The sequence below is a fragment of the Corallococcus sp. CA054B genome, from assembly GCF_003611625.1.
Classification (GTDB): Bacteria; Myxococcota; Myxococcia; order Myxococcales; family Myxococcaceae; genus Corallococcus; species Corallococcus coralloides.
This window is the reverse complement of the sequence record NZ_RAVY01000002.1, coordinates 125134-138265: the sequence shown is the minus strand read 5'-3', so window position 1 is coordinate 138265 and position 13132 is coordinate 125134. Positions and strand designations below refer to the sequence as shown.

At 68.9% G+C, this 13132-nt stretch carries 11 protein-coding genes; 8 read left to right on the top strand and 3 right to left on the bottom strand.

Going from position 1 to position 13132, the window contains the following annotated elements; translation table 11 throughout:
• The first annotated feature begins 3 nt into the window (after positions 1–3).
• The 6 genes from D7V80_RS01030 to D7V80_RS01005 all read left to right on the top strand — a co-directional run bounded on the left by D7V80_RS01030 (position 4) and on the right by D7V80_RS01005 (position 6567).
• A complete protein-coding gene (locus D7V80_RS01030; protein WP_120586387.1) occupies positions 4–1425 on the top strand; it encodes a multicopper oxidase family protein in 1422 nt (473 codons plus the stop codon).
• 131 nt (positions 1426–1556) lie between these two features.
• Entirely contained in the window at positions 1557–3248 is a 1692-nt protein-coding gene (locus D7V80_RS01025; RefSeq protein ID WP_120586386.1) for an ATP-binding protein, read from the top strand.
• 34 nt (positions 3249–3282) lie between these two features.
• A complete protein-coding gene (locus D7V80_RS01020; RefSeq protein ID WP_120586385.1) occupies positions 3283–3984 on the top strand; it encodes an acyl-CoA desaturase in 702 nt (233 codons plus the stop codon).
• Positions 3985–4005: 21 nt separating this feature from the next.
• Positions 4006–4305: a PRC-barrel domain containing protein gene (locus tag D7V80_RS01015; protein WP_199738328.1), complete on the top strand. Its 300-nt coding sequence runs from the start codon at positions 4006–4008 to the stop codon at positions 4303–4305.
• A gap of 275 nt (positions 4306–4580) precedes the next feature.
• Complete coding sequence (locus tag D7V80_RS01010; RefSeq protein ID WP_120586383.1) at positions 4581–5066, top strand: PH domain-containing protein; 486 nt, start codon at positions 4581–4583, stop codon at positions 5064–5066.
• Complete coding sequence (locus tag D7V80_RS01005; RefSeq protein WP_120586382.1) at positions 5056–6567, top strand: PH domain-containing protein; 1512 nt, start codon at positions 5056–5058, stop codon at positions 6565–6567. The genes D7V80_RS01010 and D7V80_RS01005 overlap by 11 nt, the downstream gene beginning before the upstream one ends.
• A gap of 2 nt (positions 6568–6569) precedes the next feature.
• Here D7V80_RS01005 and D7V80_RS42105 read toward each other — a convergent pair whose 3' ends face one another.
• Both D7V80_RS42105 and D7V80_RS00995 read right to left on the bottom strand, forming a co-directional pair.
• Positions 6570–6893: a hypothetical protein gene (locus tag D7V80_RS42105; RefSeq protein WP_199738327.1), complete on the bottom strand. Its 324-nt coding sequence runs from the start codon at positions 6891–6893 to the stop codon at positions 6570–6572.
• Entirely contained in the window at positions 6890–8770 is a 1881-nt protein-coding gene (locus D7V80_RS00995) for a M43 family zinc metalloprotease (RefSeq protein ID WP_233585057.1), read from the bottom strand. The genes D7V80_RS42105 and D7V80_RS00995 overlap by 4 nt, the downstream gene beginning before the upstream one ends.
• A 721-nt stretch (positions 8771–9491) precedes the next feature.
• Between D7V80_RS00995 and D7V80_RS00990 the strand changes: the two genes are divergently transcribed.
• Positions 9492–10688, top strand: a complete 1197-nt coding sequence (locus tag D7V80_RS00990; RefSeq protein ID WP_233585056.1) for a DUF2380 domain-containing protein — start codon at positions 9492–9494, stop codon at positions 10686–10688.
• Positions 10685–11155: an NUDIX hydrolase gene (locus D7V80_RS00985; protein ID WP_120586379.1), complete on the top strand. Its 471-nt coding sequence runs from the start codon at positions 10685–10687 to the stop codon at positions 11153–11155. Before D7V80_RS00990 ends, D7V80_RS00985 begins: the two co-directional genes overlap by 4 nt.
• 6 nt (positions 11156–11161) lie before the next feature.
• On the opposite strand, the gene D7V80_RS00980 is transcribed toward D7V80_RS00985, so the two are convergent.
• Positions 11162–12859 carry a dihydroxyacetone kinase family protein gene (locus tag D7V80_RS00980; protein WP_120586393.1) on the bottom strand — a complete coding sequence of 566 codons (1698 nt, stop codon included), beginning with the start codon at positions 12857–12859 and terminating at the stop codon, positions 11162–11164.
• Positions 12860–13132 lie beyond the last annotated feature (273 nt).

Here is a 13132-nt window from a genome sequence, read left to right as displayed (position 1 = left end):
CCCATGAGCACCATGAAGCCCACTGACGAAACCCAGGGCCCCTCCGGGGACACGCAATCCGAAGCTCCCTCGCTCACGCGCCGCGGTCTGCTCGCGCGCACGGGCGCGACGCTGGCGACGGGCGCCCTGCTGATGCACGGCCGCGCAGCCCAGGCGCAATCCAGCGTGCCCGGCGCGAAGGCCCCGCGCGAAGGGTCCGCGGCGGACACGGGAGGCAAGGTCGCCCGGCAATCGCATCTGCCGCCCGGGAAGGAGGGGCGCGACTACCGGCCTGTCGTCGTGCCCAACGGCGCGAAGCTGCCGTGGAAGGACGTGGGCGGCGTGAAGGTGTTCCACCTGGTGGCCCAGGAGGTGGAGCACGAGTTCGCGCCCGGCCTCAAGGCCACGTGCTGGGGTTACAACGGCCACGTGCACGGGCCCACCATCGAGGTGGTGGAGGGCGACCGCGTGCGCTTCTACGTCACGAACCGGCTGCCTGCGTCCACCACGGTGCACTGGCACGGCGTCCTCCTCCCCAGCGGCATGGACGGCGTGGGCGGGCTGAGCCAGAAGGCCATCGCTCCGGGAGAGACCTACCGGTACGAGTTCACGGTGCGCCAGTCGGGGACGTGCATGTATCACTCGCACCACGACGAGATGACGCAGATGGCGCTGGGCATGGTGGGCCTGTTCATCATCCACCCGCGCAAGCCGGTGGGGCCGCGCATCGACCGGGACTTCGCCATCATGCTGCACGAGTGGCGCATCGACCCGGGGACCATGCGTCCGGACCCCAACGAGATGACGGACTTCAACATCCTGACGATGAACGCGAAGGCGTTCCCGGGCACGGAGCCGCTGGTGGTGCGCAAGGGCGAGCGGGTGCGGATCCGCTTCGGCAACCTGAGCGCGATGGACCACCACCCCATCCACCTGCACGGCTTCCAGTTCCGCATCACGGAGACGGACGGAGGCCGCATCCAGGAGAGCGCGCAGTTGCCGGAGACGACGGTGCTGGTGCCCACGGGGAGCACGCGCACCATCGAGTTCGTGGCGGACGAACCCGGTGACTGGGCCATGCACTGCCACATGACCCACCACGTGATGAACCAGATGGGCCACGAAATCCCGAACATGATTGGCGTGAAGCCTGGAGGCCTGGACGCGAAGGTGCGCCCCCTGCTGCCCGGCTACATGACGATGGGACAGACGGGCATGGGGGACATGGCGGGCATGCACCACATGCCCATGCCCGCGAACTCCATCCCCATGGTCGGCGGCAAGGGGCCCTACGACGAGATCACCATGGGAGGCATGTTCACGATCCTCAAGGTGAGAGATCGCCTGGATGGATACGGCGATCCGGGCTGGTACTCGCCGCCACCGGGGACGTTGGCGCAGCTCGCCCAGGCGGACGAACTGCGCAGGGACGGCATCGACGTATAGACAGCCGGGCCGCCCTTACGGCTGGCTGCTGCCCTGGAGGAGGAGCCTCCCTGATCGGTCTTTCCATTGCACCCGGGGCTTGCGGCGGCCAGCTTGAAATCGATTGCCTGGCAATGGGCGGGGGACGGACCATGGCGAGCATCGCGGAGGTCATCCGGAGCCATCACTCGGAGATCATCCAGTGCTGGATGGAAGAGGCAACCCGGGCCGCGTCGGCCCGTGGCCTGGACAGCCCCGAGTTCAGGAACGTCATGCCCATCTATCTCGCTTCCCTCGCGGAAGCGCGGGCATCGGGCGGTGATGGCGACAACAAGCAGCGGCAGCACGTCGAAAGCCATGTGTCCGCGCGGCTTCGCCAGGGCTTCCATGTGGCGGAGGTCGTCGAGGAGTTCGCCATCCTGGGGAGGTGCATCACCCGGACCTGGGCCACCACGCCCCTCAGCGAGCAGCCCGCCGGACAGGACGTCGAGCGGCTCTACGCCGAGCTGCACGTTGCCATGGAAGCCGTGGCGAACCTCTTCGGCAAGCACCTGCTGGAGGAAGAACAGACGGAGAAGCGCTACCTGCGACTCCTCCAGAAAGTGGCCATTGAGGCCCTCAGGCTGGACGAGCCGAGCAGCCGGGATCGATTCAGGGAGCTGCTTGAGGTCATCCTGGAGGCCATGGGCGCCCAGAGCGGCGCCTTGTTGCTGTATGAGCCAGAGGGCGAGCGCCTGGTCACCACGGCCTCCGCGGGAGCCGCCAACGAGCAACTGGAGCACTACGCGACCTCTCTGGACCCCAAGAGCTTTCCCGGGAGCATCGTGGCGGCGGGCGAGGAGACCTACTCCCTCCTGGACGCCATGACCACCACGCTCGAGGTGAGCGCGTCGCTCCGCCAGGGAGGCATCCACTCCCTGCTCGGGGTCCGGCTGCCCGCCCACCGGGCCCTGATGGGCGTGCTCTACGTCGGGCTGACCGACACCCGCGAGTTCACCGGCCGGGAGAAGCAGCGGCTCCAGACGCTGGGCCAGCACCTGAGCGTCCACCTGGAAAACGCCCGGCTGTACACGAACCTCCAGGAGAAGGTCGAAGCGCTCCAGACCGAACGCGGCCTCCGCGAGCAGTTCGTCAACATCCTGGCCCATGACCTCCGTGGCCCCTTGTCGACGGCGAAGATGGGTGCACACAGGCTCCTCCGGGCTCCGGAGAAGCTGGAGGCGCGGCGCGACCTGGCGCTGCGGATCGAACGGAACATCGAACGGGCGGACCAGATGGTACGGGATCTGCTCGACGCCAATCGCATCCAGGCAGGCCAACGGCTGCCGCTCCGGCTCGACGTGTGCGACCTGGGAAGAATCGCCCGCGATGTCGTCGATGAACTGACGATGCTCCATGGAGAGCGCTTCGTGCTCGATGGGGAGGCTCACGTCCGGGGCATCTGGAGCGCCGAGGAACTGCGCCGCGCCTTGTGGAACCTGGGCACCAACGCGCTCAAGTACGGAGCGGCCGACAGCCCCATCACCTTCACCCTCACGGCGACCGGCACGCAAGCGCAAGTCTCCGTGCACAACCAGGGGCCGATGATCGCGCGTGCCGACCAGGAGTCCATCTTCAAGCCCTTCATCCGGACCCGCTCCGCGAAGACGGGGCCGGCGAAAGGCTGGGGACTGGGACTGACGCTGGTGTGGGGGTGCGCCCAGGCGCACGGCGGAAGGGTCGAGTTGACGAGCGACGCCGACCTTGGAACGACCTTCCGCCTGGCGCTGCCCTGGGACGCCCGCCCCTTCCAGGCGGACCCGAACGGGCCGGAGCGCGCCAAACAGGCATCGGGTCACCCCTGACAGGACGATGACACGAAGGGGGCGTTTCTCCGCCATGGTCCCCTTCTTCTTCGCATCCCATTGGTCCCTGAGCGTCCTCTTCCAAAGCCTCTTTCAGCACCGTTACGCCGCGCACCGCATGTTCACGATGGGGCCTCGCACCGAGCGGGCGCTCCACCTGTCGACGGCACTGGTGCAGGGTTCGAGCTACCTCGACCCGCGCGCCTACGCGATCCTCCATCGCGAGCACCACGCCTACGTGGACACGGAACGGGATCCGCACTCCCCCTCGCACCAGAAGAACCCGTTGCGGATGATGCTCCACACGGCGCGCCGCTACGCGGGGCTGCTGACCCGGAGCATCTCCTCCGAGCCGCGCTTCCTCGGGGGCTTCCCGGAGTGGCCCGCGGTGGATCGTCTCTTCAGCCGCTGGCCCACGCGCATCACCTTTGGCGCGCTCTACGCGCTGTTCTACTGGCGGTTCGCGACGCGCCGGTGGCATTGGGCGCTCTTGCCCATGCACTTCGTGCTGTGCATGGGCGAACTCTTCCAGAACAACCACCATGCCCGGCCGACGAGCCCCGACTTCGCCGCCCGGCGCTTCGAGCTGGATCCCACGTGGCAGGTGATGCGGCTGCTCGCCCGGATGAAGCTCATCAGGCTCACGCCTGCTTCGGTGGGCAGGCATGCGGAGCCCCGTCCGTCGCCCGTGCCGAGGAATGGCGGCACCTCGCTCGCGGCATCCCCATCTTTGTAAGCGAACGGAGGAACAGCCCCCATGTTATTCGCGGAAACCATCGCCCAAGGTCGCATGGTCGTCGCGGCCGGAGGTCAGGCGCTCGGGAACGTGGAGACCCTGTCCATCGACAGCGAGACATGGAAGATCGACTCCATCCAGGTGAAGTTGACGTCGGAGGCTTCCGATGAGTTCGGCGTCTACTGGAACTACTTCCACGCGGGGCGCATCTACGTTCCGACGCGCCTGGTGCATTCGGTGAGTGACACCGTGCTCCTCTCCGTCACCGTCGATGAGCTCCGTGAGGTGCTCTCCCAGGACTCCGCCAGCGCTCCCAGCTGAGCACGGCTCTACTCCTCCGGGCCCGTCCACTGACACATTGACGTCCCCGACGTGGGCGCCTCCGTGCAGCGCTTCGTCACGCTGGGAGCAGAGCGGCTCGGGCCGCCGCGGAGGGTGTCGCATCCACCGTGCTGTGGGATCCCCTGGGTGCCGTGGTCGCCCTGACCTCCCGGACCGGGCGCCGCGTTCGGCCTGCGCCAGGCGACGTAACATGAAGCCCTGTTCAGCTTTACAGGCTTGATGGAGTAGATTCGGGCCTTCTCCCGGAGGCCCCGATGACCGCCCCTCTGCCGACGCTGGAACGCCTTCCTCGCGGAGCGCTCACGCTGTTCCGCATCCGGGCGCTCCTGCGCATGGGCATCTACGGTGGAGTCGCGTTCGCCGTGGCGATGGGGTTGAGCTTCGCCGGCAACGAACACTGGCCGTTCCTGTTGCCGTGCGCGGTGGTGCTGGGATTGAGCGTGTTGACGGCGTGGTATCCGCAACGCGCGCACGAGCGCTGGGGCTGGGCGCTGCGCGAGCACGACCTGGTCATCTCCCACGGCGTGCTCCTGCATGAAGTGGTGTCCATCCCGGCGGGACGCATCCAGCACGTGGACGTGCACCAGGGGCCCATCGAGCGTTCGCTGGGACTTGCGCGCCTGCAGATCTACACGGCCGCGGGCAGTGGCGCGGACGGAGAAATTCCCGGCCTGACGCGGGAGACCGCGGACTCCCTGCGCGAGCGGTTGGTGCGGCGCGAGGCCGACGATGTCGTCTGAGCCGGTGGCGCTGGCCGTCCCGGAGGAGGTGCCCTGGAAGCGGCTGAGCGCGAAGGCGCCGCTCGCGGCGCTGGTGCCCCTGTCGGCGACGATTGGCCGCATGCTCCTGGGCGCGCTGCTGCCCACCTACTTCGCGGGTGAGCGCGGCCTACCGGTGGTCCTCTGGGGGATCGTGCTCAGCATCGCGATCCTGCTGCTCGCCGCCGGGCTCTATGAGGTGGCCACGCTGAGCTACCGGGTGGTGGGCGCGCAGCTGGAGATCCGCTCGGGCATCTTCACGCGGACTTCACGCTTCATCGAAGCCGCGCGGGTTCAGAACACGGAGGTCTTGCAGCCCTTCGTGTCGAAGCTGCTCGGGCTGGTGGAGGTGAAGGTGGAGACGGCCTCCGGAGGCAAGGCGGACGGCCATCTGCGAGGACTGACGCCCGAGGAAGCCCAGGCGTTGATCCACGCGCTCCAGGCCGTGAAAGGCGAAGGCACGGCGGCGGTGCTCCTGCCTGGCGAAGCCGCGCCGGAGGAGCGCGTGCTCTCCGAGGCCCACCTGGGAGGCCTGCTGCTCTACGGCGCGACCGCGCTGGGGCTGGGCGTCATCGCGGTGGTGATGGGCGCGCTGCATGAAATCACCGAGACCTTCCACAAGCTGCTGCTGCCATGGATGGAGGCCCACTGGGACGCGCTCGCGGCACCGGGCATGGGCTGGCTGGCCGCGACGGTGGCGGCGCTCGCGGGGGTGTTCGGCCTGTGGCTGGTGAGTGGCGTGAGAGCGGTGTTGCAGTTCCATGGCTTCCGGCTGGTGGACACGGGCACGCACCTGCGAGCGGTGGGCGGGCTGATCACCCGCCGGCAGGTGACGGTGCGGCGGGCGCGCATCCAGCAGGTGGTGCTGGATGAACCCTTCCTGCGCCGCACGCTGGGCTTTGGTTCCGTGGAGGTGGAGACGGCGGGCGTCCGCACGGGCAAGGAGTCCGCGGACCGCGCGGAACTGCTGGTGCCGGTGGTGCCCACGGCGCGGATGCCGGAGTTGCTGCGGGAGTTCGTGCCGGAGCTGCCCGACGCCATGCCCTTCCAGCGGGCGCATCCCAAGGCACTCCTGCGCGCACGGATCCGCGCGGTGGGCCTGAGCGTGCTGGTGGCGGCGCCAGCGACCTGGTTCTGGGGAGCATGGGGCGCGGTGGCGTGGCTGCTGCTGCCCGCGCAGCTGCTGGGCGCCTGGTTCGACTGGCGCTTCCAGGGCTGGCTCGTCACGGAAGCCCTGGTGGTGGTGCGCCAGGGCTTCTGGCGCAGGCGCACGACGGTGGTGCAGCGCTCCCGCATCCAGTCCGTCCGCGCGAGACAGGGACCGCTGGAGCGCGGCTACGGCATCGGGCACGTGCGCATCGACGTGGCGGGTTCGCACGTCATCCTGCCCAGCGTGGGCTGGGAGGAAGCCCAGTCGCTCATCGACGTGCTCCCGGCCCGGCGTCCCGCGCGTCGCAGCTCGCCGGTACGGCTTCCCGGATAGGCCTACGCCCCCCGCTGCTTCACCCGCAGGATGGAGTCATTGACCTCCAGGACTTCCAACGTCTGGGCTGGATGGGCGTCTCCGTCGAAGTGGATCCGCAGGCGACCATTCCCTTCGTCCGTCCAGCGTCCCCGGAGCGGCTGCGCGGCGTCACCCCGGCCGATGGACCACTCGATGAATGTTCCATCGGGCCCGAACTCGATGCCGCCGCGGCCACGTGCTCGCGGAAAGGCGTAGTCCGCCGGCCTGTACACCGCCGCCCCGGGGGCATCCTCCTCGAAGGAGTGCCCCCAGCGGCGGAAGAGGGATGTGGGGAGCGAGCTCATGCGCGCCCGTGAAAGCCCGCGCTCGTGGGCCGGATGTCACGCGCCGCCTGCGGCAACGACAGCGGCGCCGCCATGACGGCTTCACGCAAGGTCGAGAGGGTGCCGCCCAGCGACTCCCAGCCGGTGAGCGACGGCCACCAGGCCGTCCCGTCCCAGGCCTTGTGGTACAGCGCCGAGTCCGTGCCCTGCACGAAGACGTCCAGCCGATCCGGGCCCCAGGAGACTGCCTTTGGAGGACTCGAGCACAGGCCGCCCAGCGATTCCCAGCCGGTGAGCGACGGCCACCAGGCATGACCATCCCAGGCCTTGTGATACACCGCCGAATCCGTCCCCAGCACGAAGATGTCCAGCCGGTCCGGGCCCCAGGAGACCACCGACGGGGCACTCGCGCACAGGCCGCCCAGAGGCTCCCAGTCGGTGAGCGAGGGCCACCAGGCCGTCCCATCCCAGGCCTTGTGATACAGCACCGAATCGGTTCCCAGCACGAAGACATCCAGCCGGTCCGGGCCCCAGGAGACCGCCGTCGGAGGGCTCGCGCACAGGCCGCCCAGCGACTCCCAGTCGGTGAGCGATGGCCGCCAGGCCGCCCCATCCCAGGCCTTGTGGTACAGCGCCGAGTCCATTCCCAGCACGAAGACGTCGATCCGATCCCGGCCCCAGCAGACCGGCGCCGGAGGACTCCCGCACAAGCCGCCCAGCGACTCCCAGTCGGTGGGCGATGGCCGCCAGGCCGTCCCATCCCAGGCCTTGTGGTACAGCGCCGAGTCCGCTCCCAGCACGAAGACATCGAGCCGGTCCGGCCCCCAGGAGCATGCCCTCGGAGGGCTCGTGCACAGGCCGCCCAGCCCCTCCCAGTCAGTGAGTGACGGCCACCAGGCCGTCCCATCCCAGGCCTTGTGATACAGCGCCGAGTCCATTCCCAATACGAAGACATCGAGCCGATCCGGCCCCCACGAGGCGACCTCCGCGGGGCTCTTGCAGCGGCCGCCCAGGGACTCGTAATCCGTCACGGAGGGGCGCCAGGCGGTGCCGTCCCAGGCCTTGTGGTACAGCGCTGAATCCATTCCCTGCACGAAGATGTCGAGCCGGTCGGCGCCCCACGACACGATGGGCCCACCGGGAATGAGCCGCGGAACCGACTCGGTGACGAACGATTGCCGGGGTCCATCGAGGCAGGCATCCATCCGGTCGACCTGCCCCAGCGAGAACATCACCATGCTGCTGTCGTCGACATAGTCCATGAAGTTCATGAACATGTCGCCGTCCGGTCCGTTGTCGCAGCTGATGCACGGGAAGGTCGGGACGCCCGTGTTCGGCCCCGCCTGGTTCGGAGTGTCGGGGACCTCATCCGATCCGTTGCAGCCGGTCCCGTCGTCTCCCCAGATATGATAGAGATTGAACCAGTGGCCAATCTCATGCGTCGCCGTGCGCCCCAGGTTGAAGGGAGCGTCCGCCGTCCCTGTCGTACCGAAGGCGGTATAGGTGATGACTACGCCGTCGGTGACCGCTGGCCCGCCAGGAAACTGGGCATATCCCAGGAGTCCGCCCGCGAGCTGGCAGACCCAGATATTGAGATACCTGTCGGCAGGCCATGCGTCGGCCCCGCCTGTTGCCTGTGACTTGACGCGGTCGTCACTCTGGAAGGACTTGGTGTTCGTCTGGGTCCGCGTGATTCCATTGGTGGGGCTCCCATCCGGTGCGCGCGAGGCCAGGAAGAACTCCACCTCCGCGTCGGCGATCAGGCTTTGAAATGCCGCCGGGACCTGCGAGATGTCTGGGTTCAGCTGCCGGAAGTCCAGGTTGAGCACGTCCATCTGGCTCTGGATCTGCGCGTCGGAGATGTTCTGCTGCGCGGTATTCCAGACGACATGGACCACGACAGGAATCCGGACGACGCCCTGTCGCTCGCTTTTCCGCTGTCCGCGCTGAAAAGCCAGCGCCAGGTTCTCGATGCTCGATCGGGCCCTGATGTACTCGGGATGAGTGCTGAGGAGGCGGCGATGAACCTCCATGGTACCGCACTTGCGATGAGGCCTCGGCGGTCCGCCCTGGGGCCCGCCGCGGCCCATGCCCCCCTGCCCACCCTTGCCAGCGCCATTGCCGGTGGAGGGGCTCATGGCACCGGCCGAGCTTCCGCTCATCGCGCCTGGCATCCGGCCCCCCTGGCTGGAGGCAACCGGGCCCCCCATGGCTTGGGGCCCTGCATTCCCCATTCCCCGAGACATCCCCCCTTGCTGGGGAGTGCGTGGTGTGGGGTTCCTCATTCCGTCCTTGCGTGAGTCTTTCATCCACCCTCCGGACCTGGCGTCTTCCAGCTAACGTGGTGGGGCTGCCAATGCGTCGCAAGGGTTTGCGCCGCTTGGGGAGGAGTCCATGCGCGAAGGGGTCTTGGCGCTGTGCGCGGTCTTGATTGTCTCAGGATGCGCGGGCGTGGAGGCGCCTGAGCGCCGTAGCGGTTCGAGAGTGCTTCGCCAGAGGGCCGCCTTCGCACCCGATGACTCGCAGGAGCGTCGGCGCGCCCCTGACGCGCGGCCCCGGAGAGGCGGGCAATCGTCCGCTCCCCTCACCCATCAGGCTGTCATCGAAGTCCTTGGGGACGTGAAGGACACGGTGGAAGGCATCGCCCGGACGCTCCCCAGGCTCGCGGAGAACACGAAGGGCCTGGGAGGTTCCGACGGCATCTTCACCCGGTACACCGACTATGGCGCCATCCAGGTGCCATGGCTGAGGGGTGCGACCGCGAGAGTCACTTCGCTCGCGGTCGCATCGGAGACGGTGGAGGACGCGGACATGCGAGCGGGAATCCTCCGCCTGACAGGTCCGCGTCTCGAGGCCGTGATGTCCGGCGCGATGCTCCTGGCCACGTGGCTCGATTTCCTGCGGCTCGCGGAGGTCATCCAGCAGGAGTGTCCTTTCTACGGAGTCGAGCGCCTGTTCGTGGACCTGGGCCGTGTGCAGAAGCGGATCGAGCCCGCCATGACGGCGCTCGCGTCAATGGACCCGGACAAGGTGCGGGCCACAGCGACCGCGATGCCTGGACTGATGGGGCAACTCACCCGAGAGTTTCAGTCCATCCAGGAAGGTGCACGTGTAGCGATGGAGCGTGGCGGGCGGGTCGTCGCGGCGGCCCAGCTCCTCGAAATGGTCACGCTGGTCTCAGCCCTGAAGGCGACGCTGCCGAGGCCACCACCCGCCGCGCCCGTCACGCTCGGAGTGGGGCTCGCGATGGGCTCGGGAGGCGTGATGCTGGGCTCGCGTGTCGTCGTCACCGCCGAGTGGATCGAGCGGATGCGCAGTCTGGTACAGGCGGGCGTCATCTCCGCGCCCGTCGTCAGCGCTGCGGTCCGCATCCACGCGGGTCAGGTGTGGATGTCACAGGCGAAGCAGGACCTGCCCAGGGGTGTGCGCGAAGCACTGGGAGACAGCCCCGAGGTTCGCGCCATGCATGAGACCGGCAGGGCCGGAGCCGGGATGTCCAGCGCACCGAGGCACCACGTCCTGCCGCAGGAGCATCGCGAGTGGTTCGAGAAACGCGTGTTCACAGGCGAGATGGACATCGACCAGTTCTGCGTCCGCCTGGAGCAGTCACACCACGAAGCAATTCACGGCGGAGGCGACTGGCGCCTGGGCCGCCTGTGGCCCAGGGAGTGGAATCAGATGATCATGAGCACCTTGACCACAGCCGAGCGCGAAGCTGGCCGTACATTGACGCGGACCGAGATCCTGAACATTGTCGCTGAGACCATGCATGACCAAGGGATCCCCATGCGATTCACGTCGGGGAGAAGGCGATGACCGGCGGACGCTCGTGGCATGGCGACTGGAGGGCGCGTCTCTACGAGCGGGTTCGTGAGCGCGGCTACGATTCCATCACCGCATTCGCCGATACGCGCCCTACCGCTTCGCTGGTGGAACTGGCAGAGGATTTGGGGAAGGGCGACATCGTAGGAGCCCAGATCCTGAGCGGGCTGTTCGCTGAGGCGGAGCAGCGCAACCAGGTCACTCGGTTCGTACGCGGCGTACTCGTGCGCATGCTTTCGCAGAGCCTTCCCCAAGGCTGGCCAGCTGTGATGGATGACGCGTCGCGGTTCGCAGTCGCCAAGGCGCTCGGCCGCTGGAGTGGTTACACGCCTGAGTCCCATCAGGAGCGTGCGGATCAACTCATGGCGACCCTACGCACCCACCCACCTCCGGCCGGCTGGCGCCCGTTAGGACCCGACGACACGCTGCTCCTCACGCTCCTGCCCGACAACGAAGCCTGAGCCGCGTCACCCCGCGCGCCCACCCAGCGCCTTCATCCAGATCACGACCGCCGCGGCCCCCGCGTCCGGAACCCCCTTCGCGCGCTCCCCCAGGTAGCTGGCCCGGCCCAGTCGCGGTGACATGCTCGCGGTCGCCTCCGCGCCCTGCTCCGCCGCGCGCGTCGCTTCCACCCACGCGTCCCCCAGCGGCCGCCCCTCCCGGACCGCGCGCACCAGCGTCGCCGCAGCCGGATGCAGCGCATCCACCATCGTCCGGTCCCCCGGCTTCGCCCCACCCAGCTCCGACACCGCCTCCACTCCCACTTCGAACGCCTTCGCCCAGGCCGCCGCGTCCGCCGGCTTGTTCGCCAGGAAGCGCGCCGCCCGCAGCAGCGCCGTCGCGTAGAACGGCCCGGAGCTGCCGCCGATGCTCCGGCGCAACGCCTGTCCCAGCTCCGTCAACGCACCCGACGGCGTGGCCCACGCCCCCTCCGGCAACGCACGGATCGCCGCCGCGCCACGCGCCAGACTCAAGCCCAGGTCTCCATCCCCCGCCTTGCTGTCCAGCTCCGTCAGCCGAGCCTCGGCCGCGTCCCAGGCGTCCGCCACCGCCAGTGCCGCCGCGCGCACCTGCGCCATCACCGGCTGCGGCTTCGGATGCCCCTTCACCGTCGGCAGCGCGGCGCGCGTCGGCACCACCTGCCTGCGCGTCACCACCTGCCCCCGACCCGGCCACGCTGGCGCCTCCGTCGGCGCGTCCAACCGCGCGAGCCGCGCGTCATCCACCTTCAGCAACGTCAGCGAACACCCCGGCATCTCCAACGCGGACAGGAACGTGCCCTGCCACGCGCGCTCCACCTTCACGCCCCGCTCCGCCAGGAACGCCAGCGCCCTGCGCGTCACGATGGCCAGCTCCATGGGCGGCGTGCCTCCCAACCCATTCACCATCAACGCCACCCGGTCCCCCCGGCCCACCTTCCGGTCCTCCACGATGGTGGCCAGCAACGTGTCCGCCAGCACGTCCGCGGGCTGCAATGCCACACGGCGCACCCCTTGCTCGCCGTGGATGCCCAGCCCCAGCTCCACCTCTCCCTCCCCCAACGCGAAGCCCGGCAGGCCCGCCGCGGGCACCGTGCACGGCCCCAAGGCCACGCCCATGCTGCCCAGCGCCGCCGCTGCTTCGGAGGCCTCGCGCGCGACCTCCGCCAGCGACGCTCCCGCCGCGGCCGCGGCCCCCGCCACCTTGTGCACCAGCACCACGCCGGCGATGCCCCGGCGCCGCTCGGGCTCCACCGTGTCCCGCAGCGCCACGTCGTCCGCCACCACCACCACTTCCGTGGGAATCCCCTCCGCCCGCGCCAGCTCCGCCGCGAGCCCGAAGTTGAGCCGGTCCCCCGTGTAGTTCTTCACGATGAGCAGCGCCCCCGCTGTCCCCGCCACCGCGCGGATCGCCGCCAGCACCGCGTCCGTGCTGGGTGACGTGAACACGTCCCCCGCCACCGCCGCGTGCAGCATCCCCGTCCCCACGTAGCCCGCGTGCGCCGGCTCGTGGCCGCTGCCACCACCCGACAACACCGCCACCTTCCTCGCCCCCAGCGCCGCCGGCACGTCCGCGCGCACCACCACCGTCTCCCCCTCCAGCAACGCCTGGCCCGGCGCCAGCGCCACGAACCCCTCCAACATCTCCTGGACCACCGCGCGCGGCGCATTGACGAGCTTCTTCACCAGCGACTCCTTGATCGGAACGAACGGGGACGGACTGTGCTCCACCCACCCTTCCGTCCCCATTGCAGACCGTCAAGCCGGACGTACGCCGCAAGGCCTTGGAGAGACGTTTGCGTCACAGAACCCGCTTTCCCATTGACTCCGGAAGACTTGTGATGTTGATTCTCATTATCATTCGCTAAGTTGCAACAAAACACGGCGGTCCGGCGCGAAGTGCGCCCGGGCCTGGCCGAGCCCTGCCTGGCATTGCCGGGACAGGCCATGGCCGGCGTG